The organism is Cupriavidus sp. FW305-3-2-15-C-LB2 (genome assembly GCF_058787575.1).
Genome location: NZ_JBYSZW010000001.1, coordinates 1 through 24,845, shown reverse-complemented (window position 1 = coordinate 24,845; position 24,845 = coordinate 1). Strand labels below are relative to the sequence as shown.

22 protein-coding genes and 3 pseudogenes are annotated in these 24,845 nt (G+C 61.8%); 15 read left to right on the top strand and 10 right to left on the bottom strand.

Features of this window, described 5'->3' with window-relative positions; genetic code table 11:
• The first annotated feature begins 1 nt into the window (after nt 1).
• From AC3WRR_RS00125 to AC3WRR_RS00090, 8 genes and pseudogenes are all read left to right on the top strand, one after another.
• Nucleotides 2-2,985: pseudogene (locus tag AC3WRR_RS00125) on the top strand (Tn3 family transposase).
• 40 nt (nt 2,986-3,025) lie between these two features.
• Nucleotides 3,026-3,145 (top strand): annotated as a pseudogene (locus AC3WRR_RS00120) (IS630 family transposase); the annotation flags it as partial.
• Nucleotides 3,146-3,373: 228 nt separating this feature from the next.
• Nucleotides 3,374-4,462, top strand: a complete 1,089-nt coding sequence (locus tag AC3WRR_RS00115; RefSeq protein WP_492295497.1) for an LLM class flavin-dependent oxidoreductase — start codon at nt 3,374-3,376, stop codon at nt 4,460-4,462.
• A 59-nt stretch (nt 4,463-4,521) separates the two neighbouring features.
• Complete coding sequence (locus AC3WRR_RS00110) at nt 4,522-5,319, top strand: SDR family NAD(P)-dependent oxidoreductase (RefSeq protein ID WP_492295495.1); 798 nt, start codon at nt 4,522-4,524, stop codon at nt 5,317-5,319.
• 18 nt (nt 5,320-5,337) lie between these two features.
• Nucleotides 5,338-6,198, top strand: a complete 861-nt coding sequence (locus AC3WRR_RS00105; RefSeq protein ID WP_492295493.1) for an HpcH/HpaI aldolase/citrate lyase family protein — start codon at nt 5,338-5,340, stop codon at nt 6,196-6,198.
• Nucleotides 6,199-6,202: 4 nt separating this feature from the next.
• Nucleotides 6,203-7,477 (top strand): acetyl-CoA hydrolase/transferase family protein, encoded by a 1,275-nt coding sequence (locus tag AC3WRR_RS00100; protein ID WP_492295491.1) that lies wholly within the window; start codon nt 6,203-6,205, stop codon nt 7,475-7,477.
• A gap of 26 nt (nt 7,478-7,503) precedes the next feature.
• Nucleotides 7,504-8,262: an enoyl-CoA hydratase-related protein gene (locus AC3WRR_RS00095; RefSeq protein WP_492295489.1), complete on the top strand. Its 759-nt coding sequence runs from the start codon at nt 7,504-7,506 to the stop codon at nt 8,260-8,262.
• A gap of 29 nt (nt 8,263-8,291) precedes the next feature.
• Nucleotides 8,292-8,690 carry a hypothetical protein gene (locus AC3WRR_RS00090; RefSeq protein WP_492295488.1) on the top strand — a complete coding sequence of 133 codons (399 nt, stop codon included), beginning with the start codon at nt 8,292-8,294 and terminating at the stop codon, nt 8,688-8,690.
• Between the two features lie 53 nt (nt 8,691-8,743).
• Here the strand turns inward: AC3WRR_RS00090 and ribB are convergent, their stop codons facing one another.
• The gene (gene ribB, locus AC3WRR_RS00085; RefSeq protein ID WP_492295486.1) at nt 8,744-9,394 is read right to left on the bottom strand and encodes a 3,4-dihydroxy-2-butanone-4-phosphate synthase; all 651 of its coding nucleotides are present in this window, start codon (nt 9,392-9,394) and stop codon (nt 8,744-8,746) included.
• 255 nt (nt 9,395-9,649) lie between these two features.
• Between ribB and AC3WRR_RS00080 the strand changes: the two are divergent.
• The 5 genes and pseudogenes from AC3WRR_RS00080 to AC3WRR_RS00060 all read left to right on the top strand — a co-directional run.
• A pseudogene (locus AC3WRR_RS00080) lies at nt 9,650-9,838 on the top strand (MaoC family dehydratase); the annotation flags it as partial.
• Between the two features lie 103 nt (nt 9,839-9,941).
• Nucleotides 9,942-10,085 (top strand): hypothetical protein, encoded by a 144-nt coding sequence (locus AC3WRR_RS00075; protein ID WP_492296046.1) that lies wholly within the window; start codon nt 9,942-9,944, stop codon nt 10,083-10,085.
• A gap of 51 nt (nt 10,086-10,136) precedes the next feature.
• Complete coding sequence (locus AC3WRR_RS00070; protein ID WP_492295484.1) at nt 10,137-10,457, top strand: 2Fe-2S iron-sulfur cluster-binding protein; 321 nt, start codon at nt 10,137-10,139, stop codon at nt 10,455-10,457.
• Complete coding sequence (locus AC3WRR_RS00065) at nt 10,457-11,698, top strand: NAD(P)/FAD-dependent oxidoreductase (protein WP_492295482.1); 1,242 nt, start codon at nt 10,457-10,459, stop codon at nt 11,696-11,698. The genes AC3WRR_RS00070 and AC3WRR_RS00065 overlap by 1 nt, the downstream gene beginning before the upstream one ends.
• 118 nt (nt 11,699-11,816) lie before the next feature.
• Entirely contained in the window at nt 11,817-12,548 is a 732-nt protein-coding gene (locus AC3WRR_RS00060) for a TetR-type transcription factor C-terminal domain-containing protein (protein WP_492295481.1), read from the top strand.
• 238 nt (nt 12,549-12,786) lie between these two features.
• Here the strand turns inward: AC3WRR_RS00060 and AC3WRR_RS00055 are convergent, their stop codons facing one another.
• Both AC3WRR_RS00055 and AC3WRR_RS00050 read right to left on the bottom strand, forming a co-directional pair.
• Nucleotides 12,787-13,761 carry a Bug family tripartite tricarboxylate transporter substrate binding protein gene (locus AC3WRR_RS00055; RefSeq protein ID WP_492295480.1) on the bottom strand — a complete coding sequence of 325 codons (975 nt, stop codon included), beginning with the start codon at nt 13,759-13,761 and terminating at the stop codon, nt 12,787-12,789.
• Between the two features lie 149 nt (nt 13,762-13,910).
• Nucleotides 13,911-14,924 carry a porin gene (locus AC3WRR_RS00050; protein ID WP_492295479.1) on the bottom strand — a complete coding sequence of 338 codons (1,014 nt, stop codon included), beginning with the start codon at nt 14,922-14,924 and terminating at the stop codon, nt 13,911-13,913.
• Nucleotides 14,925-15,314: 390 nt separating this feature from the next.
• On the opposite strand from AC3WRR_RS00050, the gene AC3WRR_RS00045 reads away from it, so the two are divergent.
• Both AC3WRR_RS00045 and AC3WRR_RS00040 read left to right on the top strand, forming a co-directional pair.
• Nucleotides 15,315-16,799: an aldehyde dehydrogenase family protein gene (locus AC3WRR_RS00045; RefSeq protein ID WP_492295477.1), complete on the top strand. Its 1,485-nt coding sequence runs from the start codon at nt 15,315-15,317 to the stop codon at nt 16,797-16,799.
• Between the two features lie 13 nt (nt 16,800-16,812).
• Nucleotides 16,813-18,453: a GMC family oxidoreductase gene (locus AC3WRR_RS00040; protein ID WP_492295475.1), complete on the top strand. Its 1,641-nt coding sequence runs from the start codon at nt 16,813-16,815 to the stop codon at nt 18,451-18,453.
• Between the two features lie 153 nt (nt 18,454-18,606).
• Here AC3WRR_RS00040 and AC3WRR_RS00035 read toward each other — a convergent pair whose 3' ends face one another.
• The 7 genes from AC3WRR_RS00035 to AC3WRR_RS00005 form a co-directional block, all read right to left on the bottom strand.
• The gene (locus AC3WRR_RS00035) at nt 18,607-19,461 is read right to left on the bottom strand and encodes a MaoC/PaaZ C-terminal domain-containing protein (protein ID WP_492295473.1); all 855 of its coding nucleotides are present in this window, start codon (nt 19,459-19,461) and stop codon (nt 18,607-18,609) included.
• 18 nt (nt 19,462-19,479) lie between these two features.
• On the bottom strand, nt 19,480-20,631 hold the full coding sequence (locus AC3WRR_RS00030) for an acetyl-CoA acetyltransferase (RefSeq protein ID WP_492295471.1): 1,152 nt from the start codon (nt 20,629-20,631) through the stop codon (nt 19,480-19,482).
• Nucleotides 20,628-21,038, bottom strand: a complete 411-nt coding sequence (locus AC3WRR_RS00025; RefSeq protein WP_492295469.1) for a Zn-ribbon domain-containing OB-fold protein — start codon at nt 21,036-21,038, stop codon at nt 20,628-20,630. Before AC3WRR_RS00025 ends, AC3WRR_RS00030 begins: the two co-directional genes overlap by 4 nt.
• A 3-nt stretch (nt 21,039-21,041) precedes the next feature.
• Nucleotides 21,042-21,812: an SDR family NAD(P)-dependent oxidoreductase gene (locus AC3WRR_RS00020; RefSeq protein ID WP_492295468.1), complete on the bottom strand. Its 771-nt coding sequence runs from the start codon at nt 21,810-21,812 to the stop codon at nt 21,042-21,044.
• A 97-nt stretch (nt 21,813-21,909) separates the two neighbouring features.
• Nucleotides 21,910-22,671: a hypothetical protein gene (locus AC3WRR_RS00015; RefSeq protein WP_492295466.1), complete on the bottom strand. Its 762-nt coding sequence runs from the start codon at nt 22,669-22,671 to the stop codon at nt 21,910-21,912.
• A gap of 10 nt (nt 22,672-22,681) precedes the next feature.
• Complete coding sequence (locus tag AC3WRR_RS00010) at nt 22,682-23,659, bottom strand: Bug family tripartite tricarboxylate transporter substrate binding protein (protein WP_492295465.1); 978 nt, start codon at nt 23,657-23,659, stop codon at nt 22,682-22,684.
• A gap of 9 nt (nt 23,660-23,668) precedes the next feature.
• Nucleotides 23,669-24,845: class I adenylate-forming enzyme family protein (locus AC3WRR_RS00005; RefSeq protein WP_492295464.1), on the bottom strand; the 1,177-nt coding region annotated here is incomplete at its 5' end.

The following is a 24,845-nucleotide window of genomic DNA, read 5'->3' as shown; positions in this document are numbered from 1 at the left end:
CATGCGGGTAATCCACGATACCGCCTATCCGGCGCTGCCGGCCGAGCCCACCGTGGTTGAACTGAAGACCGCGTTCACGCCAACTGCCGCGGAGATCCGCTTCGCGCGCAGCCAGGCACGCCAGCCTTCGACCTCTGTGCTGATCCTCGTGCAGCTCAAATTGCTGCAGCGTCTCGGCTATTTTCCGATGCTGACCGAGGTGCCGGATACGGTGATCGAGCACATTGGGGCGGCTCTGCAGGCCCGCCCGCTGTCGCGTGCCGCGGTGGCGCGCTACGATGTTTCGGGCACGCGCGCCCGGCATCAGAAGTTGTTGCGCGCCTATGTTGGCATCCGGCAGGTGGACGCCAACGCGCAGAAATGGCTGGCGTCCCTGGCGACCGATGCCGCACGGACCAAGGCGGAACTGCCGGATATCGTCAATGTGCTGATCGAGGAGCTGATCCGGAAGCGGTACGAATTGCCTCCGCTGGCGGGTCTGCAGCGGACGGCGGCACAGGCCAGGGCCCGGCTCAACGAGCGATCTTTCGCGCCATCACGGGGGCGCTTGATGACGCGCTGAAGGCCCGCATCGATGCGCTGTTTGACGGTCAGACCGGCAAGTCCGGCTGGGACCAGCTCAAACGCGAGCCCAAGCGTCCGGCCACGCGCGAGATCGCGAGCTTTCTGAAGCATATTCATAGCTTGCGCAAGCTGGCCGATGGCTTGCCGCCAGCGCCGCCGATGCTTTCGATCACCAAGCGAGCCCAATTGATCACGGAGGCGCGGGCGCTGGACATCACCAAGTTGCGCGCACTCAAGCCCGTCAAGCGCTACACCCTGGCGATGCTCTTCATTCAGGCGCAACTGCAGAAGGCACTCGACGATGTGGCGGAGATGTTTATTAAGGTGATGCGCAAATTCGAGCCCATCGCCAAGACTCGGCTGCAGCAATATCAGCTCGCGCATGCCGACGCACTGGAAGGCCTGGTCAGCCAGTTCCGTGACGTGCTGCAGGTGCTGCAGGACGACGGCATTGCTGACATCTTCCGTCTCCAGAAAGTGCGAGAAGCGCTCGGCGACGATGCCGCCGGCGCGCTCGCCCGCTGCAACGAGCATATCGCCTACGCCGGCAACTTTGATCTGCCGTTCATGTTGCAACCCTATCGCCAGCAGCGCTCCTTGCTGTTTCAGTGCGTTGAGGTGCTGCCGCTGTGCTCCAGTTCCCAGGACAAGGCGATCCTGGCGGCGCTGGCCTGGATGCAGGGCTATCGAACCTCGCGCCGCGAGTATCTGCAACTCACCGAGGCGGAATACGCCAATCTGCCTCTCGACTGGATTCCCGACAGGTGGAACAAGGCCATCTTCCCGGACGGCCGGAATTCGCGGCTTCTGCATCGCCGGTACTTCGAGCTGTGCGTGTTCCACCAGTTGATGCAGGAACTGAACTCCGGCGACCTGTACGTCGAAGGCAGCGATTGCTTTGACGATTTCCGCGTGCATCAGGTCTCGCACGAGGAGTTTCTGCGGGAGGTGCCGTGCTACTGTGAGATGGTCGGCTTGCCGTCTGATGGCAAGAGCTTCGTCAAAACGCTGCGGGATAACCTCAGCACCGCGCTTGATGAGGTAGACACCAATTTCCCGGCGAACGACGCTATCGAGTTCGGCGAACAAGGCCTGATCATCCACAAGCCGGGCAAGGAGCCGGAGCCGCCGAACAAGACGCTGATCGACCAGGCCATCACGGCATCGATGCCGCAAATCAGTATCCTGGACGTATTGACCGAAACCGAGCAATGGCTGGACCTGCACAAGCTGTTCGGGCCGCTGTCCGGGTTCGATGCCAAGCTCGACGAGCCGCGCAAGCGCTTTATCAGCACGCTGTTCTGCTACGGCTGCAACCTCGGGCCCAGCCAGACGGCCCGTTCCGTCAAGGGGCTGAGCCGCAAGCAAATCGCCTGGCTGAATCTGCATCACGTCACGGAAGAGCGGCTCGACAAGGCGATCGTGAAGGTTATCAATGCCTACAACCAGTTCGCGCTACCGAAATACTGGGGCCGCGGCAAGCGCGTGTCCGCCGACGGCACCAAGTGGAGCCTGTACGAGCAGAACCTGCTGTCGGAGTACCACATCCGCTATGGAGGATACGGCGGGATCGGCTACTATCACGTGTCCGACATGTACATCGCGCTCTTCAGCAACTTCATTCCATGCGGCGTGCATGAGGCCGTGTATATCCTGGACGGGCTGATCTGCAATAGCTCCGACATCCAGCCCGACACCATTCATGGCGACACCCAGGCGCAGAGCGGGCCGGTGTTTGGTCTGTCCTACCTGCTGGGCATCAACCTGATGCCGCGCATGCGCAATATCAAGGGACTGGTGCTGTTCAAGGCGGACCGGCGCCGGAAATACGCTCACATCGAGTCCCTTTGCCGCCAGTCCATCGACTGGAATCTGATTCAGCGGCACTATCCCGACATGCTGCGGGTGGCGGTCTCGATCAAGGCCGGCAAAATGACGCCATCAACCATCCTGCGGCGGCTGGGTTCGGCAAGCGCCAAGAACAAGCTGTACTTTGCGTTCCGCGAGCTTGGTCGTGTCATCCGCACTCTGTTCTTGCTGAAGTATCTGAACGAGCCGGAGCTGCGTCGCACGATTCACGCCGCGACGAACAAGGGCGAGCAGTTCAATGACTTCGCGCAGTGGCTGATGTTCGGCGGGGACGGCACCATCGCAGAAAACGTCCGGCACGAGCAGCGCAAGGTCATCAAGTACAACCATCTCGTCGCCAACATGGTCATCCTCTACAACGTCCAGTGGATGTCGCGCAAGCTCAAGGAACTGCAGGAGAAGGGACATCCCGTTGATGCCGAGGTGCTGAAGGTGCTTTCCCCTTACCGGCGCGAGCATATCAATCGGCTCGGGGACTACCTGCTGGACCTCCAGAGACGGGCTCCGCCACTCGATCCAACGATCGATTTTCTTTTCAAATCAGCCGCGTAGCGGAGATGCGGCGGATTTTTTACGAATAGCGGCCAACCCTCATCAATACCTTGACCTGAACAACGCCAACCCCACGCCTTTCGCGTGGACGAAGTCCGCCGATGACATCCTCGCCAGCATCAGGCGATTTTGTCTACGAATTTCTGACGCAGGACACTAGGCGTCCTTCGGCGGAGTGCTGCCCCGCTCGGGGGGACGCATAGCCATCGCCGCCCCCACACCCACCTCGCTTGACAAGCAACTTCCTGAGGGTCAAAATACTTACGCGTATAAAAATCTTCTGTTACGTATTTTATGCTCCGGATGTGCATGGTGATCAGAGGCCAAGCGCGCCCCGGGGAATTCCGGAGTCTGTAACGCAACGCTTGCAAGAACGGAGGAAGTCAACATGCATGTAGGTGCCGGTTTTTTCTTTCAGGGCCTCAGCCACCCCAGTGACGAAGAGGTGTACCGAGTCCAGATGCCGCTGGTGGACCGGGCAGAAGCCATGGGCTTCGAATCGATCTGGACGGCGGAGCATCATTTCACCCGCTATCACATGATGCCCAATCCGGCACAGTTTTTGACATGGGTGGCAGGAAGAACAGAGCGCGCGCTACTCGGAACGATGGTGATGGTCATTCCTTGGCATAACCCGATCCGCGTCGCCGAAGAAATTTCAGCACTCGATATCCTTTCGGGCGGGCGTGCAGTGCTTGGCGTCGGACGTGGCTTGGGCGCAGTGGAATTCGATGCTTTCGGCCTTGAGATGGGCGAGTCTCGGCAGCGGTTCATCGAATACGCTGGGGCGATCTCCGACAGCCTTGAGACCGGCGTTATCCGTAGCGACGGTGAGCTGTATAAACAGCCGCCAGTCGATATCCGCCCACGCTCTTCACTGACGTTCCGGGGCCGCAGTTATGCATCGGCCGTGTCCCCGGAGTCGGCCAAGATCATGGCCAAGTTAGGCTACGGGCTGATGCTCATTGCCCAGAAGCCATGGGAAACGGTCGTCAAGGAAACCAGGCAGTACGCGGAGCTCTTCGAGTCCATGAATGGGTATCCGGCCCCACGCCCGATCCTGGTCAACCTGACCACCGTGGACGAAGACGCCGGCCGAGCTCGCGAGCTACATGACCAGTACACCATGGCATACGCCCGCTCGACCATTGAGCATTACGAGTTCGAGAATCCGCGGATGGAGACCATCAATGGTTATGAATACTACGCAGGCCTGCGACGAAACATCGAGAAACACGGCGTGCTGCAGTTCAACCGCTTCCTTGCCGACCTGCAGATCAGCGGAACGCCCGATCAAGTCGTCGATGCGACAGTCGATCGCGTGCGGGCACTGGACTGCGCCGCTGTCATTAACGTGCTGACGATGGGCGGAATGTCCAAGGAAGTCGCCACACGGAACTTCAGCGTTTACGCAGAAAAGGTGCTCCCGCGTCTTAAGGCCATCGATACGTTCCGGACGATCGGCCTCAACCGCTAAACGCCGGAACACGCGCTTTGCGAACCAACCGGCCTTGGCCATAGAACGGCGTCGAAATCATGAATGAGACTGGTAACAAGATTGCGGGAGGCTTCTTTGCGGAGTTTCCCGCAGGGGTTGCTGTGGTGATTGGCGGTAGTGGAGGAATCGGGCGGGCCGTGTGCGTACGGCTCGCCCAGTGCGGCTGCGATGTCGCGTTCACATACCAGCGTAACGAAACCGCAGCCAAAGAGACTGCCGGACTGATCGAATGCCTGGGAAGAAAGGCGTTCTACGGTCAACTCGACCTGACCGACGCCCAGGCGACTGGCGCCTTCTTCGACAAGGTCGGCGAGCGTTTCGGGCGCATCCATACCCTGGTAGTCGCCACCGGCGCGAATATCCGCATGGCCTATGTCGCCGACGTCACCGTTGAAGAATGGCGCGACACGATCAATAACGATCTCGTCGGCTTCTTCAGCGCCTTGAAGCATGCGATTCCTCACCTTCGCGCCGGCGGCGGCGGCTCGATTGTTGCGTTGAGTTCGGCAGCAATCATCCGGCACAGCCCCATGGACATCCTGTCGACCGGGCCCAAGGGCGGCATCGAGGCGCTCGTGCGCGCAGTGGCTCGCGAGGAGGGCCGGTCCAACATCCGGGCGAATGCGGTGGCGCTTGGCGTGATTGACGCAGGGCTGATGGACCGGGTCTGGAGCCAGTTGCCACCGGCCGCAGCGGAGGCAATGCGCAAGGGCGCGCCGCTGCGTCGGGTCGGCACTGCCGACGAGGCCGCGGATGCGATCGTCTTCCTCGCATCATCGCGCTCTGGCTTCACTACGGGACAACGCCTCGTGCTGGACGGTGGATACAGCGCTTGACATCGCAAGGAACCGTCAATGGAAAATCATGGACTCTGGCGAAGCCTGCTCTTTGCCCCCGCGAATCGCCACGACCTGCTGTCGAAGTTCGGACGAACCGGCGCCGACAGTTATGTCGTGGATCTCGAGGATGGGACCCCGGCGGAGCACAAGCACGAAGCGCGCATGCGCTTACCGGAAGCGCTGGCCGCTGCCCGCTCCGGCAATCTCAACGGCCGGTTGCTGGTACGCATCAACCCGCTTTCCGATTGCCTGGGGCCATTAGACCTGAAAGCCGTGGCTGCGTGCGATGCGGACGGTATCGTCGTTCCAAAGGTGGAAGGTCCGGAAGAACTGGAACGGCTCAGGCGCGAGCTGGACAAGGATGGCTCGCGACGCGTGATAGTCGTCGGCATTGAGTCCGTCCGCGGCGTCATGGCGGTCCACGCCTGTGCCGCGGCCATTGCGCAAAGGGGCGCGCTCTACTTCGGTGCCGAAGATCTCGCGACGGAAATGCATGTGCGGCGCACGAACGATGGCGACGAGTTGCTTTACGCCCGCCAGCGTGTCCTGCTCGCGGCGAAGGCAGCCGGCATCGCCGCCATCGATCAGGCGGTCACCAATGTAACTGACGTTTCCGTGTTCGAAAAGGATGCCGTGCGCGGAAGGGACTTCGGCTACGGCGGCAAGATCTGCCTCACTCCGCGGCAGGTAGAAGCGGCGAACCGCTGCTTCTCACCAAGTTCGGAAGAAATCTCCCATGCGCAACGGCTTCTGCAAGCGGTCGCGCTCGCCGCCGCCGAAGGCCGCGGAACGATCTCATTCGAGGGCAGCATGGTGGACGCTCCCCTGATCAAGCGTGCCGAGGCCATCCTGGCCGCTGGAAGAAACCTGGCATGAAGCGATGACTAAACTACGTGAATTGACGCTCGACGAACTGGATTTCTCCGAGTTCGTTCGCGCCGGCGACGGGGTGGTGTGGGGCCAGGTGACCAGCGAGGCGATCCCGCTCACCTCAAGACTTATGGCACAGCGGGCCAACATCGGAAGATTCTCTGTTTTCCTAGGCGCGACATTCTCCGGAACGATCGATCCCGCGCAAGCCGAGCATGTACGGTTCTATGGCATCGGCGGCATCGCAAACAACCGGAAACTCGATCGGGAAGGCGTGCTGGAAACCGTGCCGGCACAACTGTCCATCCTGCCTCAGTACATCGACCAGGGCCTGATCGCTTCCGATGTGGCAATCGTCCAGCTGGCCGAGGACGACGATGGCAATTTCCGGTTTGCTGTTGGTACCGACTATATTGTTGCGGCAGCCTGCAAGGCTCGCACGGTCATCGGCGAGGTCAATGCACAGGCGCCAAGGACCGCTGGGCCGCACACCATTCCGCGCGACAGGCTTGCCTGCATCGTACGCACGGACCGGCCCGTGCTTTCAATCCCGGCGACAGCGGCGGGAACCACAGAAGACCACATCGCTGCATTTGCCAGCGACTTCATTCCGGACGAAGCGACGATCCAAACCGGTATCGGCGCCGTACCTGAAGCCATCATGGCACGGCTCTCCGACAGGCGTGATCTCGGCATCCATTCAGGAATGATCGGGGATAGCGTCGTGGATCTGGTAGAGCGTGGCGTCATTACCAATGCGCGCAAGCCGATTGACACGGGCCGGATTGTCACAGGCATGCTGGCAGGTACCGAGAAGCTCTACCGATTTGCCGACCGGCGTCCGGAGCTCCAGATGCACACCATCAATTACACGCACGGTTCGGCCATCCTGGCGAAATTGCCACGCCTTGTCTCGATCAATTCAGCGATCGAAGTCGACCTGACCGGCCAGGTGAACGCTGAAGTGGCCAACGGGCGCCACATCGGCGCGGTGGGAGGCGCCATCGACTACGTCCGGGCGGCCCACCGCTCTCCGGGTGGCTGCTCGATCATCGCGTTACCGTCGACCGCAGCAGAAGGCACCATCAGCCGGATCGTCGGCGCATTGAATGGCCCGGTCAGTACGCCGCGCAGCGACGTCGACGTCATCGTCACCGAGTTCGGCGCGGCCAGGCTCAGAGGCCTGTCGTTCAGGGAACGGGCCAAGGCAATGATCGATATCGCCCATCCGGCATTCAGGGAGGCACTCTCGCGAACCGCCTATGAACTATTTGGGCGCCTTTAACCGCGCATGACGCTTCAGGAGCTTAAATGCCAGAACTTCTCTATGAGCAGGTGGGTCAGGTGACCATCATCACGCTGAATCGCCCTGAAAAAAGGAACGCCATCAACCACACCATCCGCGAAGGCCTTTACGGGATGCTCCGGGAGTTCGAGCGCTCGCCGTCTCCGGTTGCCATCCTGACGGGGGCGGGAGATAAAGCGTTCTGCGCGGGCATGGACCTGGTTGAAGCCGCAGAGCTTGGGGTCGGGGTACCGCCGCCGGGCTTCCTCCCAGTTATTGGCGACACGGTTCAGGTCTCCAAGCCGGTCATCGCCGCGGTCAATGGCATCGCGCTGGCCGGCGGGTGGCTGTTTGCCCAGATGTGCGACCTGTGCGTCGCCAGCGAGAATGCGACATTCGGCATTACCGAGGCGAAAGTCGGGCGGGGCATGCCTTGGGCGACTCCGTTGATCCACATGATCCCGCAGAGAATCGCGATGGAACTTCTGCTGACGGGGAATCCGATTTCGGCGCGACGCGCTTATGAAGTGGGCTTCGTCAATCATGTGACGACACCGGAAGACCTGATGCCAAAGGCGATCGAGCTGGCCGAGACCATCGCAGGCTGCGCTCCTCTGACCGTGCGCGCCGCCAAGAAAGCCTTGATGATGGCGACGGAAATGGGAAGAAGCGCCGCGCTGCAGGCAGCCACCAGCATTTTCGAACCCGTCTACCGCAGCAATGACGCCATGGAAGGGCCACGGGCCTTCCGCGAGAAGCGCAAGCCGGTCTGGACCGGCGGCTAAGGCAACGCTTGCGACGGAAAATCGTGGACTTGTCCATCTGGACCGCCAGCAGCGCAATCCTCGAAGCGCTTTGCGATCTGCGCCATGAAGTCCGCGCGCTGACCCGGCAGGCACTGGTGGACGCGAAGCGCCAGTGCCGCGTTGGTGGATACAGCCATGACGAGGCCCTGGCGCAATTCTACGAGAGCGTCGCCTTACGGGGCGACGCACAACACCTTGTGGTCAGCTTTGCTTCCGCCGTTGAACTCGGCCTTGCCGAGGCGATGACGCTGGAGGCGCGCTGCCTGCAGCGGGGCTGGAACTCCCGGGCCGTTGGCATCCTCTTCTGGTCCGCATCCTTGCGCTTGCGAGGTCAGGCGCAGGCACCACGTTCCGGGCATGGCCTCGCGCAGTTGCGCCACCAGTCCGGACTGAAATCCATCGGATAGGAACCGCGATCGCCCGAGAGATGCCGATACCGGACGATCGAACCCTGGCCAGCTCACGACTCCAGGAGTGCCGACATCCCCGGCATGCGAGCGGCCCCGACACGAATCCGGTACTCGATAAGGTCCTTGATCGTGATCAACGGGATTCCGTGGCGCTGCGCGAACACGAGCAACTCTGGTGTCCTGGCCATCTGCCCATTCTCGCCCACAATTTCGGCAAGAACGCCGCCAGGGCGCAATCCCGCCAGCTTTGTCAGGTCCACCGCAGCTTCCGTATGTCCCGGCCGTTCCAGCGTACCGCCGGGCATGGCCCGCAGCGGAAAGATATGACCCGGGCAGCTGAAATCCCGTGCGCTTGTGTTGGGATTCACCAGTGCACGGATGGTCGCAGCCCTGTCTGATGCAGAAATGCCTGTTGAAGTGCCATGCCGGTAGTCGGTGCTCACCGTGAATGCCGTCAGCATCGAGTCGGTGTTTCGCGGCACCATCAGGGGCAACTCCAACGCATCCAGGCGCTCGCCCGGCAGGGCAACACAAAGCACGCCACTGGTCCACCTGACCATGAATGCGATGGCATTCGGCGTTGCAAACTGCGCGGCCATGATGATGTCACCCTCGTTCTCCCGGTCTTCGTCATCCACCACTACCACCATGGACCCGGCGGCGATGGCAGCCACGGCATCTTCTATCCGGTTGGCGTTCATGTTTTTCCCCTCCTTTCGTTGTCCCGTCGAGGCACGGCCCGGCGCGTGCTCACCCCACAGACTATATCACGCATATACTCATGCGTATAAAATAATACGTTGAAAGTAGATCGACATGGCGGAGAATTCATTGAGATTTTTGCCAAATGTCGGCATGTCGGCACGGAACAAGATAGATGACTTGCAATCCAAATATACGCCGTAGTATAAATAAAGTATCGGCGGGACGCCACGGATGATCCTGGAGGGAACCTGATGTTCTATGAGGACGTTGAAGTTGGCGGCACTTTTTCAGTGCCGGGCAGGACGATCTCTGCGACAGACCTCACCCTGTTCGCCGAGGTATCTGGTGATGCGCATCCGCTGCATACCGATGAGGCATACGCGGCCCAGACTGCATTCGGGCAGCTCGTCGCACATGGTCCCTTTGGCATCGCGTTGGCAATCGGCTTGTTCGGCCGCATTCCGGACTTTGCCGAGACTGCGCTTGCGATGACAGACTATCAAGGACTGGGTATTCCGTGCGCCGCTCTTCATAGGAGACACCGTGAACCTCGAGATGGTCATCACCGGAAAACGCCTCACCCGCTCCGGCCGCGGCTTGATCGACAGGCACATGAAGCTTGTCAAGACGGATGGAACAGTCGCGCAGGAGGGGACATCTGGCCTGTGGGTCGCCCGCCGACCATAACCGCTGCCCGAAAAAGCAGACGGAGCAATTCTTAAATCTGGAGAAGAGACAATGCCTGTCGTTTCATTCGTACAACCCAACGGCGATCGGGAAAGCATTGAAGTGGACGCCGGTCTTAGTGTCATGCAGGGTGCGACCATGCACGGCATCGACGGAATTGCCGCAGAATGCGGCGGCAATGCAATGTGCGCGACCTGTCATGTGTACGTGGAATCGCACCACGATGTTATTCCCCCTATGCAGGAAGACGAAGACGCGCTCCTCGGGGGGACGTCGAGCGAGCGGCGAGACAACAGCCGACTCAGCTGCCAGCTCGTTGTCACGTCAGATCTCGACGGGCTGGTCGTCCGCATTCCTGAGGTCATACTGTAATGTCTCGGCCGGTGGTGGTAATTGGAGCGGGTCAGGCCGGCTACCAGGCAGCCGCGTCGCTTCGCCAGGGCGGATTCGAGGATGAGATTTTCATGGTAGGCAATGAGCCCGGGCTACCCTACCAGCGTCCTCCGCTTTCCAAGGCATACTTATTGGGCAAGGTCAGCGCCGAAGCCCTGGCATTCAAACCGGCCAGGTTCTTCTCGGAGCATCGTATCGAGATGATCACGGAAAGCGCCGTCGAGATCCAGCGATCGGAAAGGCGGGTGGTACTGGAAGGCGGTGCCGCCATCCAGTACGGGCACTTGATTCTTGCCACCGGCGCGCGAAACCGGCCCCTGGAGATGCCGGGAAGCGACCTGGATGGCGTATTCGGTCTGCGCACCTTGCGCGAAGCGGCTTCGCTCAGCGCACACATCAGACAGGCGTCCGCGGTCGTGGTGCTTGGCGCGGGCTTTATCGGACTGGAATTCGCCGCGGTCGCGCGCGCGCTGGGCGTGTCTGTCCATGTTGTCGAGATCGGAACCCGCCCAATGGCGCGCGCGGTTTCGCCGGCGACTTCCTCCCATTTTCAACGAGCGTTGGAAGCAGCAGGCGTAACGTTCGATTTCCAGACAAAAGTGGAACGGATTCTGGGCTGCCAGGGCCGGGTCGCTGGCGTTCAACTGGCCGATGGTCGCTTGCTGGAGGCGGACACCGTGGTATTCGGCATCGGCGTATTGCCAAATGTTGAGCTTGCCGCGCAAGCCGGACTCCGTTGCGAGAATGGCATTCAGGTCGACCGCCATCTGGTGACCACCGATCCGGCCGTCTCCGCCATAGGGGACTGTGCCAGTTTTCCCGATCCGAGATCCGGTCGCTGGATCAGGCTGGAGTCAGTGCAAAATGCGGCGGACCAGGCAAGACATGTTGCTGCCAGATTGACCGGTCGGGTCGAACCGTTCGAAGCAGTCCCGTGGTTCTGGAGTGAGCAGGGCAGCCTGAAGCTTCAGATCGCCGGCCTTGCATCCGTCATAGATGAATTCGTCACCATCGGAGACACCGCCGGGCAGAGGTTTTCGATATTGTGTTATCAGGGAGGCCGCCTGGTAGCGGTGGAGTCGACAAACAGCCCGATGGATCACATGGCCGCCAGGCGACTGTTGGCCAGGGGCGCGCGCACGCCTTCCGTTGCCGAAGCGGCGCAACCAGGCTTCGCCCTGCAGCACTGGCAGGTCAGTGTCCGAGGACGACCGGACTGAGTGGCACCCGCGACCGCCATGCTTGCGGAAAGATACCGGATGGTACATATAATCTCCGGCGGAGTATTTTACAATACTGGCATAACTAACCTTTGATCTCCACAACGCAAAGAACAGCATGAGCACCGAAGTGAAACCAAAGCCCGCCGCCAGGAGAACACAACGGCCAGCCAGTTCGACCCCTGCGCAGCCGAAGACCAGCAGGGCTTCGCGTGGCGGCGGAAAGAATCCGGGTCTACGCGAAGAGGTCAATGCCTACAAGCGGGAACTGATTCTGCGCGCGGCGTGCGAGACGTTCTATGAGCGCGGATATCATGACACGACCGTCGACATGATTACCGACAAGCTGTCGGGCACGAAGGCAATCTTCTACTACAGCTACGCCGACAAGCAGGCTGTCCTGGTCGAGATCTTCAAGCGCGCCCTGGCTGCTGCGCAAGCGGTAATCCTGCGCGCGATCGATGAGGGCGGCACGCCGCCCGAGATGCTGTCGGCATTCGCGCGTTACTACGCGGAATGGGTCATCGACAATCAAGTTCTCGTCGGCGTGTTCTGGCGAGAGGAGCGGTGCCTGTCGAAAGATGCGCGCGCTGCAGTGGCAGCCGAGCAGAAGAAATTTGACGACATGGTCGCTCGTATCATCCAGGATGGCGTGGCGTCGGGCGACTTTGTCGTTGACGATGTCCAGATGACATCGAGGGCGATTTCGGGGATGATCTCGTTCGCCTACACATGGTGGCGCTCGGACCGGAGGCTGAATCGCGAGGAAACGGCCGACTACTATGCCACCATCGCGCTGCGAATCGCCGGCGCCAGCGCCGGCAACACCCTGACGCGCGAAACCGCATGAGCGTTGCGTGCCGGACGGCAGCACTCGTCCGTACTCTTTTTCCCCTCTCGCTTAGGAACTCCGTCGACACGAGCCGGGCTTCCGCGCCCGGCTCCGGCCATAGCTTAGCTACCCGGTTCGCGTCCACCGTGGCTTCAGTCGGACAGCGACGCGATGCGGCGAGGGTCCTGGCCGCGTTTTGCCGGGATCGACCCAAAGCAATATGGAGCCCTGATTCCAGGCACGTATCAGGACGGGACTACTCAAGCTTATCCAGCCCTTTCTCTGCGATGATCCGCTTCCATAGCTCGGTTTCGGCGCTGATATTTTTCGTGAAGCCGTCCGCATCAAAGGTCGAAGGGATCAGGCTGAATCCCTTGACGCGGCGGATGACCTCAGGATCCCGCATCGCCAGCACAAATTCGCGCCGGAGTTTGTCGACAATGGCTGCGGGCGTCTTTGCAGGAACGAATACGCCGAACCAGTATGTCAGCTCATAGCCGCCCGGAATCGCCTGGGACTCATTGAGCGTCGGCAGATCAGGCAGGTACGGATCACGGTTCGCCCCCGTTGTCGCCAGTCCTTTCACCAGCTTCGCAGCCACTTGGTCCTTCTGCGTGGTAAGCACATCAATGGCGAAGTCAATCTGGCCGGCCATCAAGGCCTGCGATAGCTCGTTATTGCTCTTGAACGGCACATGCAGTGTCCTGATACCAGCCTTGGCATTGAGCAGTTCCCCGCCCAGATGATTCGCGGAACCCACGCCCGCTGAGCCATAAGTGAGCGTACCAGGGCTGGTCCTGGCCTTATCGATGAACTGCTGCACGTTGTTCACCGCCATCTTGGGATTCACGACCAGCACGAACGACCCCACGCCCACCTGGCCAATCGGGATGAAGTCCCGCGTCAGCTCGAACTTTGTCTTGCGAGTGTAGGGCAGTGTGAGGATCGACGACGACGAAAACAGGACGGTGTAGCCATCCGCCGGCGATGAGGCGACATATTCGGCGCCCAGCTGGCTGCCGCCGCCAGGCTTGTTCTCGACAATGACCGGCTTGCCAAGATTCGTGGCGAGCTTCTGGGCGAAGACGCGGGCCACGACATCGGTTCCGCCGCCTGCCCCATGCGGGACAATGACCCGAACGACGCGGGCCGGATAGTTATCTGCAGCCACGACGGGCACTGCAACGCAAAGGCTTGCGAAGACCACTACGCGTTTGACGATTGTGAACACTTTGATTTCTCCTCTGGTGGTGCCGCATCCGTGTCGGGATGCGGCGGATCCATGTGATTCAATGCACAACGGGCGGCTGAAGCGTTGCCGGCATTGTTCGCGTCGACGTTCCGGTTGGCGGCGCGCGCTGCGCTACGACAAACCGGCTTTCAGAAGATGTGCCGGATACCCAGCGCGACGCCGGTCTGGTTGGTCTTCCCGGCGGCGAGCGCGCTCAGCGGCGCAAAGTTCAGGCCCGCTTGCTGGGCAAACGCCACAGCGCCGTAGAGGTCGGTTCGTTTTGAAACGGAATAGATGGCCTGCAGGACGTACTGCCTGGGATTCGGTGGATGACTCACCGGACCAGCGACCTTCACATCGTCGTAGTAGAAGGCGGCGGTGAGTTGCAACGACTGCAGTGGCTGGTATCCGACACCAACCCAGAACAGGTCGTCACGCCGCGCTGTTTCCCCGGGGCCGGACACATCCTTCTCCCAGCGGTAGCCGGACGTCAGCTTGACCGCCCCGGTCCGGTACATCGCCGACACAGCAGCCCTGCGGCCTTTGGAATAACCGTTGTCGGTGGGGGCACCATTGTTCTGGTCGTAGGTCAACACCAGCGACAGTGGACCCGATGTATAGGCTGCACCGGCTCCCATTGCCGCACTCGCCCCCAGCGAACCGGCCCGCTCGCCGAACGCGTAGTGAGCCTGCAGAGTCAGGCCTCCAAGGCCGACCTTGTACTTGATGCCGTTATCAAAGCGAAACGGGCCAGTGACAGCACTGAGCGGCTCGTACGTTGGAGCAAAGTACTGTGGCATCAGGTTCGCGAGCGTGTCGAACATGGTCGTGTACTGGCGCCCGAAGGTGAGCTGGCCGAACTTGCCCTGAATGCCGACAAAGGATTGCCGATTGAAGATGCGGGAGCTGTCGAACATAGTCCCGTTATCGACATTGAAGCCGTTCTCGAGGACGAACACCGCCTTGAATCCTCCGCCCAGGTCTTCCACGCCGCGCAGACCCCATCGGGATCCGGCCAGCCCTCCGGAGGTCAGCCGGACGACAGACTTTGCGCCGGACTGGCCGGCGACCGCGGCGGCATTGTTCGTCGTGAAATCAAGGTACATGTCAGTCAGGCCATACAGCGTGATGGAAGACTGCGCATGAGCTTGGGCAGCCGCCATGCCTATCCCCAGTTGCGTCGAGTACGCCAACAACCATACGAACTTCCTCCGGCTCCGCTTCATCCTGTCTCCTCCTTCCGTTGCTCTTCTGGTTTGGTCTTGTTGCAGCGTGCCCCTGCGCTCGGCAAGGCATGCGCCGAAGTACTTCGCGCATGCCCTGAAACCCATGCATGCGTGCGCGTCGCGCCCCTGCCCGCGTCGGGCTTGAGCGCAAGAATACGTATGCGTATATTTTTATGTTATCGGGTATAGTACTAAGGCGGTCAGTAGATCGCAGCGTTATTTGCCCCGGACCATGCGCGGCAAAGCATGCTCGGTCGCGTTGCCCGGTCGCGCCAACTCCGGCCTTCACCTCGCGACGCACTGCATCACAAAAAAAAGGAGACGCTTATGAATGTGTTCGCTCACCCAACCGCAACTGCAGCCGCTGTCGAGCAGCGATGGAATACACGCCTGCTGGTCGCAAATGTATTCCAGTCAGGAGACGGCCCCGCGATCGAGGTCGTGAATCCAGCAACGGAGGCAGTCCTGGCGACCGTATCGTCGGCGTCGCTCGCCCAACTCAACGACGCCGTTGGCAGCGCGCGCGATGCCCTGTCGAACCCTGCCTGGGCAAATCCGGCGCTGAGGCGCGATTGCTTGCACCGCCTGGCCAACCTGATGGATCAGCATGCCGACACGCTGATGGCGGCATTGGTGGACGAAATAGGCACACCCATCGGCCACAAGGGAATGCAGGTCGATGCCGCGCTTGCCTTCCTGCGCTGGTTCGCCGATGCATCGACGCTCGAGCGCGCCTATCAGTTGCCCGCCCTGGCCGGCTCCAGCGGCACCAGCAACCGCATAGAGTTCCGGCCCTCCGGCGTCGTGGGGGCGATCATTGCCTATAACTATCCCCTGATCCTGTTTGCCACTAAGGTAGGCGCTGCGCTTGCTGCCGGCTGCACGCTGGTACTGCTTCCTTCCCCGCAGGCGCCGCTGACCATCCTGCTGCTCGGGGAGCTCATCCGGCAAGCCGGTTTCCCCCCTGGTGTTGTCAACCTCCTGGTGGGCGGGCCCGACGTCGGCAAGGCGCTCTGTGAGCATCCCGGCGTCGACAAGGTCTCGTTCACCGGCTCCGTCGGCGTTGGAAAAATGATCATGCAGCAAGCGGCAACCGGGATTCGCGGCGTGGTGCTCGAACTCGGCGGAAAGTCTGCTGCCATCATGATGCCCGGTGTCGATTACAGGAAGTACGCGCTTCGTCTGCATTCGCGCTATCTCCAGAACGCCGGCCAGGGCTGCGGATCTCCCACGCGTATCCTGGTCGAGCGCTCGCGCCTGGACGAGTTCATCGAGGAAAGCGTACGGGCCTACCGGGAAATTCGTGTTGGCAACCCATGGCACCCCGATACGCTGGTCGGACCGGTCATCAGCGCCGTGCATCGGCACCGCATCGAGCATCTTGTGCGGGAGGCGGTGAGCGAAGGGGCGGAAATTGTCGCTGGCGGCAGCGCTCCCACCGAGCAATGCGGCTGGTATGTCAACCCCACCCTGATCGCCAACGTCACCAACCGCGCGAGAATCGCGCGGGAGGAAATCTTCGGTCCGGTCGGCGTCGTCCTGCCCTATGACAGCGTCGACGAGGCGATTCATATCGCCAACGATTCCGAACTGGGGCTCAAGGCCTACCTCTACGGACGCGCCGAAGATTGTCTGCAGCTCGCCCCGCGCCTGCGGGTCGGGACCGTGACCATCAACGGCGGCGCCGGTTTGCGCGCCGACGCACCCATGGGTGGCTTCAAACAAAGCGGACTCGGCCGGGAATGGGGTGAGGAAGGGGTCAGGGAATTCCTGGAGACCCAGCATATCGATTGCGCCGAGTTGCGCGGTTGATCCGGCGCATCGCATGCATGGCAATCCAACCAATGGGAGTTCACTTTTGAACAACTTTGACTATGTCATCGTAGGCGGGGGCGCAGCTGCGAGCGTCGTGGCCTATCGGCTCGGGGAGCGCGGCCACAGGGTGTGCGTCCTCGAGGCAGGCCCGCTGGACACCAATCCATATATTCGGATCCCTGCCGGATTCATCAAGACGCTCGGCGACGCCCGTGTCACCTGGCAGATGATGCAGGCAGGTTCGCCTGGGACGAACGGACGTCCCATCCCCATGATCCAGGGCAAGACTCTGGGTGGATCCAGTGCAATCAATGGCGCGGTGTATAGCCGCGGCCAGGCACTCGACTTCGACACCTGGGCAGAGCTGGGCAATGAGGGCTGGGCCTACCGGGATGTACTGACCTACTTTCGTCGCAATGAGCAGTTCCTCAGCGGCGGCGATTCGCACTATCGCGGCCGGCATGGAAGCATTCCGGTCACGACGACAGGCTGGCGCGACGAAATCTGTGAAGCGTTTGTCGAGGGCGCGGTGTCGTGCGGCATCCCGAGGAACGACGATTACAACGGCCAGGACCAGACTGGCGTCGGCTACTGCCAGAGCTACATCTACAACGGCAGGCGCTGGAGCGCCGCGCATGGTTACCTCCATCCCGCGCGCAAGCGCCATGGCGTCGTCGTCATGACCAACGCAAAGGTCACGCGAATCCTGGTCGAAAACCGTCGTGCCACTGGCGTAGCGTACCGGCTCGGCGACAGCACGACGACCGTATCCGTGGCCGCCCGGCGTGCGGTCATCGTCTGTGCCGGCTCAGTCCACAGTCCCAAACTGTTACAGCTCTCCGGTATCGGGCCTGGCTCTCTGCTGCAGTCCCTCGGTATTCCGGTTGTCCACGACCTGCCCGGAGTCGGCGAGAACCTGCGCGACCACTACACCGCGCGCCTGGTGACGCGGGCACGGCCCGGGATCGACAGCATCAACGGGCGGGTGCGCGGACTGCGGCTGGCCAGGGAGGTTCTCGCGTGGGCGTGCCGGCGCAACAGCGTGCTCGCGCTCAGCCCTATCCTTCTCTATACCTTCTGGAAATCGGTGGCCACGCTCCCAAGCCCCGATTTCGCGATCACCTTTACCCCCGCAAGCTACAAGCAAGGCATGCTCGGCAGGCTTGACGATTACCCGGGTCTGACCTGCGGCGCCTGGCAGCTCCGCCCGGAAAGCCGCGGGCACGTGCGCGCCTTCTCCGCCGATGATCGCGTCGATCCGATCATCCAGCCAAACTTCCTGGACGACGAGCGGGATCGCCAGGTCATCGTCGCCGCGCTTAAGTGGGCACGCAAGCTGCTGAAGACGGAATCCATGCAGCGCATCGTCGAAGCCGAGTTGCTACCCGGAAGCGACGTGCAATCCGACGACGAATGGCTCGACTTCATGCGCCAATATGGCATGACCGGCTATCACCTCGTCGGTACCTGCAAGATGGGCAATGCGGCCGACCCGATGGCGGTTGTCGACAGCCAGCTTCGCGTGCACGGTATCGGTAGCCTGCGCGTCATCGACGCCTCGATCATGCCGACCATTCCGTCGGCAAACACCTGCGCATCGACGATGATGATCGCCGAGAAAGGCGCCGACATGATTCTCGCCGCCAATTGATCTGCCCAAGGCTGCCGCCTCTTATATTCCGTAGCGGGAGACGGCAGCAGCGGCGGCCAAAGGGGAACCGGCCAGCACAAGGCCGGCCGGTAGTTACTTGCGGCCTGGCTGGCATGCTCGCGTCGCGCCGGCCTGAGCGCGTGCCAGGACACGCTAGCCAGCTACAGCTGCGCGTCCATTGTTGAACACTATCTTTCCCCGTTCGACCGCGATCGCCCTCAGGCTGAACGCGTTGTCTCCATCGTTCCAGATCTCGACCCGGATGGTTTCACGCGGAAAAACCGGGGCGGAGAAGCGTCCGCTTAGTGCGCGCAGCAACGTACTGTCCTGTGTCGGCAGGCTTTGCACGAGTGCCCGGCCGACGATCCCGAACGTGGCGAGACCGTGCAGGATCGGACGTTCGAAGCCAGCCTTGCTGGCCGCAGCTGGTTCCACATGCAGCGGGTTGACGTCGCCTGAAAGCCGATAGATCAGGGCCTGTTGTGGCAGGGTCCGGATGTCGACGCTGAAGTCGGCATCCCGCTCCGGGATCGGATGGGGCATCGGCGCGGAGGTCACCGTGCCGCCGAATCCGCCGTCGGCCCGACAAAGCACCGACATGCCGACCGTCGCAAGCAGCTCGCCCGTCGCCGCTGCCGTGATATTGCGCTCCAGCATGACGAGCGCGCCCTTCTCGCCACGGTCAATGATCTCTGTCACGCGCGTCTTGGCGCTGACCGTGCCGGCCGCCGGCAGGGGCGCGTGCAGGACAAGACTCTGCTCACCGTGCACCATCTGGCCGTAGTCTATGCCCAGGTCGATATCCCGCATCGACGTGAACGCGAGTACAACGGCCATCGTAGGAAATGCCAACAGGTCCCTCTCGTACACGTAGCGCAACTCGTGCGCGTCGAGTGGATTCTCGCCGAAACCCACGCCGAGCGCGTACAGGATCGTATCTTTCTCGGAGTACGTTTGCACACGGGCCGGAATGTCAAGGGCCAGCGCTTCCGGGTATTGGATCGTCATGTTTGGTTTCCTTCCATGTCAAACGGTATCGGGTGATCCGAGAATCAGCGTGGCCTGACTGCTCAGTACACCACCGTTCCCGTGCGCGAGCGCCAGATTGACATCGCTCACCTGTCGCGCGCCGCAAGTGCCGGCAATCTGCCGGGCCGCCTCGACCATGGTGAACAACCCATACATTCCAGGATGGACGCAGGAGAGCCCGCCACCATTGGTATTGACCGGCAAACTTCCGCCCGGCGCGATACGCCCCCCCTCGACAAATGCTCCGCCCTCGCCCTTCTTGCAGAATCCGAGGTCCTCCAGGAACAGGATGGGATTGATGGTGAAGGCATCGTAGAGCTGCAGCACGTCAATATCGGCGGGGGTAACGCCTGCCTGGGCAAATGCCCGCTGGCCGGATTGAACCGCGCCGGTCACCGTAGGGTCGGGCATCTGTGCGATGTAACGGTGGGTTGTGGCTTCCGCGCCGCCGAGGAGGTACGCGGGCCGCGGCACGAGATCGCGGGCACGCGCGGCGCTGGTCATCACTACCGCTGCGGCACCATCGCAAACCAGGCAGCAATCGCGAACCGTGAAAGGCGTCGAAACCGGACGCGCCGCGAGACAATCGTCTATCGACAGCGGCTCGCGCATATAGGCTTCGGGATTCAGGGCAGCCCATTGCCGCGCCGCCACCGCCACCTCGGCAAGCTGCCGTCGGGTTGTCCCATACATGTGCATGTGCCGGGCCGCGGCCAGCGCGTAGGAAGAGGCCAGGCTCACGCCATAGGGCGTCTCGTAGATCGAGGAACCGGGCGGCGGCACGAGTTTGCCCGCACCCGTGCGGGTATTCGCGCCGTAGGCGATCACCGCTACTTCGCACAGCCCTGCGTCGATGGCCAGCGCCGCTGCCGTCGCATGGGTCAGGAATGCCGAGCCGCCCGTCCGGTTGTTGCTGGTGATGCGCGGACTGATCCCGAGATACTCCGCCAGGCTTAGGCCCGATAGCATGTCATCGGGCAGGCAGACAAACAATGCATCGGCATCGCCGAGCTTCAAGCCCGCGTCCTGGAGCGCCATCAGGCTGGCAGTCGCTGCCAGGTCCATCGAGGTCAGGCCGGGCGCTTCGCCAATGCCATAGGTGGCCGTACCGACGATTGCGGTCTTCCCGCGCGGAAATCCCTGACTCATTGCCGCCCTCCGGTAGCGCTGCCAGAATCCTCAACGGATTCATCCAGTTCAAAAACGAGACAAGGATCTCCGTCGGTGGCCAGGATCCGGGCCTTCACAGCGGCGCCGATCGGTGGGACCGTGGCAGCAGCATTGGCCAGCCTCGAGAGTATGCGCGGGCCCTCGGCAAGATCGACGAGGACGAGGATGTTATCTGGTGCGGGCGACTTCCTCGAAACCGCCGTCAACGAATAGATCGTACCGAGTCCGCTTGCCTGAACCCACTCGAGATCGCGTGATCCACTGGCGGGCTCCGCAATACGAGGAGGAAACACGTAGTGGCCACTGGAGCGCGATCGTTGGATCATGAATCGCCCCGCGGCCAGAAAACGCTGGAAGTCCTGGTCTGGGTGCAGCATCGCCGTCATCGCTCAGCTCGCCATGTGGTAACCGCCGTTGACGCCGATATGCTGCCCGATGATGTATGAGGCTGCGTCCGACACCAGGAAACACACCGTCTTGACAACTTCTTCCGGCTGCGCCCAGCGTCCCATCGGAATCTGCGCGAGCGCACCATCGCGGAATCGCTCTCCCCGAATGACTTCGGTCATGGGTGTCTCCACGACACCGAAACATACCGTGTTGGTCCGGATCCCGTATTTGGCCCATTCGCGCGCCGCGCTCATCGTCATTCCCAGCATGCCGGCCTTCGCAGCGGAATAATTGATCTGGCCGATCGATCCCTTGCGCCCGGCATCCGACGAGATGTTCACAATGGAACCCGGCGCTTCCTCTCCGCCCCGGGCTCGTTGCAGCAAGTGCCGCCCCACCGCCTGCAACCACAGGAAGGGCGCGGTCATGTTGACGTCGATGACCTCCTGCCACTGCTGCAGTGTCATTTTCTCGATCATCGCGGGCCGGCCGATCCCGGCGTTATTGACAAGACCGTCGATCTTTCCGAACCGCTCAATGATGGCGCTGACAGACTCGGAGACAAAGCCGGCATCGGCAACATTGCCCGTCAGAGCCATGACCCGTGACGGCTGCTCGGCCTCCAGGGCCTGTAATGGCTCGGCCTTCATATCAACTACCGCAACCGAGGCGCCGAGGTCCAGCGCCAGACGCGCGACGGCATTCCCGATACCCTGTGCCGCGCCGGTAACGACGACGACCTTGTCCTGAAGAGAAACGATATTCCGCATGGCTTAGTCTCCTTGATCCTTCTTGTCCGTGAAATCTGCGATCCGTTGAATGCCGGTTATGCCAGCACAGTCTGAATGCCGGCGCAGCAGGCTGCCGCTAGCGGCGTACACCATCCTCGACAGCGAGGGCGCCCTGGCCGGCCATCTCCGCCCAGGCGCGGAACGGCTCCGACGCCTCGATCTGCCCCGTTCGCATCAGATGCAGCCACACCTCGGACGCGTCAATGGTGCGATTGATGCCCGCCGCCCACATCGGCAACGACGCACTTTCAGCGAGCTTGCCTTCATGAGCGCGCAGTGCGTATGCGGCTAGCAGGTCCTGCTGGATGCCCCACTTCTGGCCCAGGGTCGTGTGAATTGCCAACATCGTCATCCAGGCAAGGTCGAGCGGCACGGTCGACCCCGCGATCAACGACTCGACGGCCTCTGTATAGGCGGCACCGGCCGCCATTGGCGCGAAGTGTTCAGCCCAGTGCCGATCCAGGAACTCAAAGGAATGCCGCGTGCCGCTTGCGAGCGCGACGAGCCGGAAAACGATTTCCGCCTGTTCCCGGTCGCCACCGGTATCGAAGAAGTACTTCACATGATGCGTTCCGATACTCTCGCCCGCCGCCACCAGGATGCCGAGCCAGACAAACTCGCGTTCATAGGCGCTCAGATGGTTCTGCTGCACAGTCAGGGCTGAGTACATCACCATGTAGGCATCCTGGAGATCCGGCATCGCTACGGCCATCAAACCTTGATGTGGCAGCAGATACCCGCGCCGTTTCAGATTCCCTTCAAGACGCTTCCTGACTTCGTCGGGCGTCGACAAACCTGTCGTCATCTTGTTCACCTTTACTGAGATCGTCATCTGCAAATGCCGCCGGTCACTCCTGCGAGGTCAAGCCCTTTTCCGCAATGATCTTCCGCCAGGTCTGGGATTCGCTCTCCAGGCTCTTGCGGAAGGCAGCCGCGTCCAGGGTCGACGGCCGCAGGCTGAAACGGCCCAGTGCACTCGTAAAGGAAGGATCCTTGGCACTCGCCACGAACGCCCGTTGTAGTTGCTCGACAATCGCGGCTGGCACCTTGGCCGGGAGAAAGAGCGCAAACCAGTAAGTGATTTCATAGCCCCCTGGTATCGCGCCCGTCTCATTGAAAGTCGGCAGCGATGGCAGGAACGAGTCGCGCTCGGGACCTGTCGTTGCCAGACCCCGCACCTTCCTGGCCTCGATCTGTGGCTTCTGCACCGTCAGGACGTCAATCGACAGATCGATCTGCCCTGCGATCAGCGCCTGAGACATTTCGCTGCTGCTCTTGAACGGCACATGCATCAGTTCGATGTGAGCCTTGCTCTGCAGCAATTCGCCCGCGAGATGGCCCGCGGAGCCGCTTCCGGCGGAGCCGTAGGAATACTTGCCTGGATTGGCCTTCGCGGCGGCAAGGAACTCCCGCAGGTTATTGAACGGAAGCTTGACATTCACTACCAGCGAGAAGGTGCCGTCCCCGACCTTGCCGACCGGCACGAAATCCCTGAGCAGGTCGAACTTGGTCTTTCTCAGATATGGCAACGTCAAGACGGACGACGATGTGAACAGCAACGTATATCCGTCTGCAGCCGACGCCGCGACGTACTCCGCGCCCAACTGCCCGCCGGCACCCGGCTTGTTCTCCACGATAATCGTGGCTCCGAGCGTAGTCCCCATCTTTTGCGCCAGCACCCTCGCGACTGTATCGGTCCCGCCGCCCGCGCCCGCCGGCACGACAAACCGGATGGGCTTCGACGGGTAGCCATTCGCATGGGCAGCGCCGGCCATGCAGAATGCCGCCAGGGAGCATGCTGTTATCTGGAAGATAGTCCTGAGCATTTTTTCCTCCTAGTGTGCGCCCCGCAGTGGGGATGAGGACAGCGCGCGCGCCTGCTCGCTGTCGTGCTGACCTGCCACCGGCGCGGCTTCAGCCAGTCTTCGGCGCAGGACTTCCTTCTGGACCTTCCCCGTTGGCGTCACCGGCAAAGCGTCGACGACGATCACGCGCGCGGGAATCTTGAAACTGGCAATCTTGCCCCGGCAGAACGCTTTGACGGCGTGCTCGCACACCGGCGTGTCGGGAGCGGGCACGATGAATGCGACCGGAATCTCCTGGAGCCTGCCGTCGGGTTGCCCCACGACCGCCGCGGCATCGATTCCCGGCATCGAGAGCAGCACCGCCTCCACCTCCGCCGGCGAGACGTTCTCCCCCCCGACCTTGAGCATGTCCTTGTAGCGGCCGACATAGCGAAGGTGGCCATCACTGCGCAGGATCCCGGCATCACCGGTATGGAACCATCCCTCTTCATCGAGCGCGCGCACGGTCGCCTCTGGCTGGTTGTGGTAGCCGATCATCCGCGTGAAGCTCCGCACGTGAATCTCGCCGATCTCGCCCGCCGGCACTGGCTGTCCTGTCCCGATATCGACGACACGTATCTCGACGCCCGCCTGGGGAATTCCGCTTGCCTCGCAGCGTTGCGCCTCTGTGGCGCCCTGCGGCGTAATGGTGACCGCGCCCCACATTTCCGTCATGCCATAGCCGGACAAGGTCGGACATAGCGCTCGTTGCACTTCGCGTGCCAGCCCAATGCTGGAATCCGCGCCGACTGTCAGCGTACCGAATCTGAGGCTCCCAATGTCACGGGCGACCTGGCGCTGGGTCGACAGCAGGTCACTGAAATGCGCGTCGAAGCCGTGCACCACGGTGACACCCTCCGACTCGATCAGACGCAGCGCCTCGCCGGCATTGAAGGCATCCATCAGGACCTGCCGGGCGCCGCTCATGAACGACGCCAGCACCGAATAGCAGAGCGCGTACGTGTGAAACAGCGGCAAGTACGTAAGCTGAACGTCGTCGCGGCGAAGGCCCATGATGGCGGTACGCTCATGGCAGAGCCGCATGCCGTTGTGATTGAGCAGCACGCCCTTCGGGTCGCCAGTGGTGCCGGATGTGTAGATCAGGAGTACCGGATCGGCCGGGTCGGCAGCCACCGCCGGTTCGTTGGCGGGCAGGCCCTTCCCGCCC

Bases quoted from the DNA above. Each gene is read 5' to 3' on its own strand.
- AC3WRR_RS00115 (WP_492295497.1), top strand. From the start codon at position 3,374: ATGCATGTAGGTGCCGGTTTTTTCTTTCAGGGCCTCAGCCACCCCAGT.
- AC3WRR_RS00110 (WP_492295495.1), top strand. From the start codon at position 4,522: ATGAATGAGACTGGTAACAAGATTGCGGGAGGCTTCTTTGCGGAGTTT.
- AC3WRR_RS00105 (WP_492295493.1), top strand. From the start codon at position 5,338: ATGGAAAATCATGGACTCTGGCGAAGCCTGCTCTTTGCCCCCGCGAAT.
- AC3WRR_RS00100 (WP_492295491.1), top strand. From the start codon at position 6,203: ATGACTAAACTACGTGAATTGACGCTCGACGAACTGGATTTCTCCGAG.
- AC3WRR_RS00095 (WP_492295489.1), top strand. From the start codon at position 7,504: ATGCCAGAACTTCTCTATGAGCAGGTGGGTCAGGTGACCATCATCACG.
- ribB (WP_492295486.1), bottom strand. From the start codon at position 9,394: ATGAACGCCAACCGGATAGAAGATGCCGTGGCTGCCATCGCCGCCGGG.
- AC3WRR_RS00070 (WP_492295484.1), top strand. From the start codon at position 10,137: ATGCCTGTCGTTTCATTCGTACAACCCAACGGCGATCGGGAAAGCATT.
- AC3WRR_RS00065 (WP_492295482.1), top strand. From the start codon at position 10,457: ATGTCTCGGCCGGTGGTGGTAATTGGAGCGGGTCAGGCCGGCTACCAG.
- AC3WRR_RS00060 (WP_492295481.1), top strand. From the start codon at position 11,817: ATGAGCACCGAAGTGAAACCAAAGCCCGCCGCCAGGAGAACACAACGG.
- AC3WRR_RS00050 (WP_492295479.1), bottom strand. From the start codon at position 14,924: ATGGCGGCTGCCCAAGCTCATGCGCAGTCTTCCATCACGCTGTATGGC.
- AC3WRR_RS00045 (WP_492295477.1), top strand. From the start codon at position 15,315: ATGAATGTGTTCGCTCACCCAACCGCAACTGCAGCCGCTGTCGAGCAG.
- AC3WRR_RS00040 (WP_492295475.1), top strand. From the start codon at position 16,813: ATGCATGGCAATCCAACCAATGGGAGTTCACTTTTGAACAACTTTGAC.
- AC3WRR_RS00035 (WP_492295473.1), bottom strand. From the start codon at position 19,461: ATGACGATCCAATACCCGGAAGCGCTGGCCCTTGACATTCCGGCCCGT.
- AC3WRR_RS00030 (WP_492295471.1), bottom strand. From the start codon at position 20,631: ATGAGTCAGGGATTTCCGCGCGGGAAGACCGCAATCGTCGGTACGGCC.
- AC3WRR_RS00025 (WP_492295469.1), bottom strand. From the start codon at position 21,038: ATGACGGCGATGCTGCACCCAGACCAGGACTTCCAGCGTTTTCTGGCC.
- AC3WRR_RS00020 (WP_492295468.1), bottom strand. From the start codon at position 21,812: ATGCGGAATATCGTTTCTCTTCAGGACAAGGTCGTCGTCGTTACCGGC.
- AC3WRR_RS00010 (WP_492295465.1), bottom strand. From the start codon at position 23,659: ATGCTCAGGACTATCTTCCAGATAACAGCATGCTCCCTGGCGGCATTC.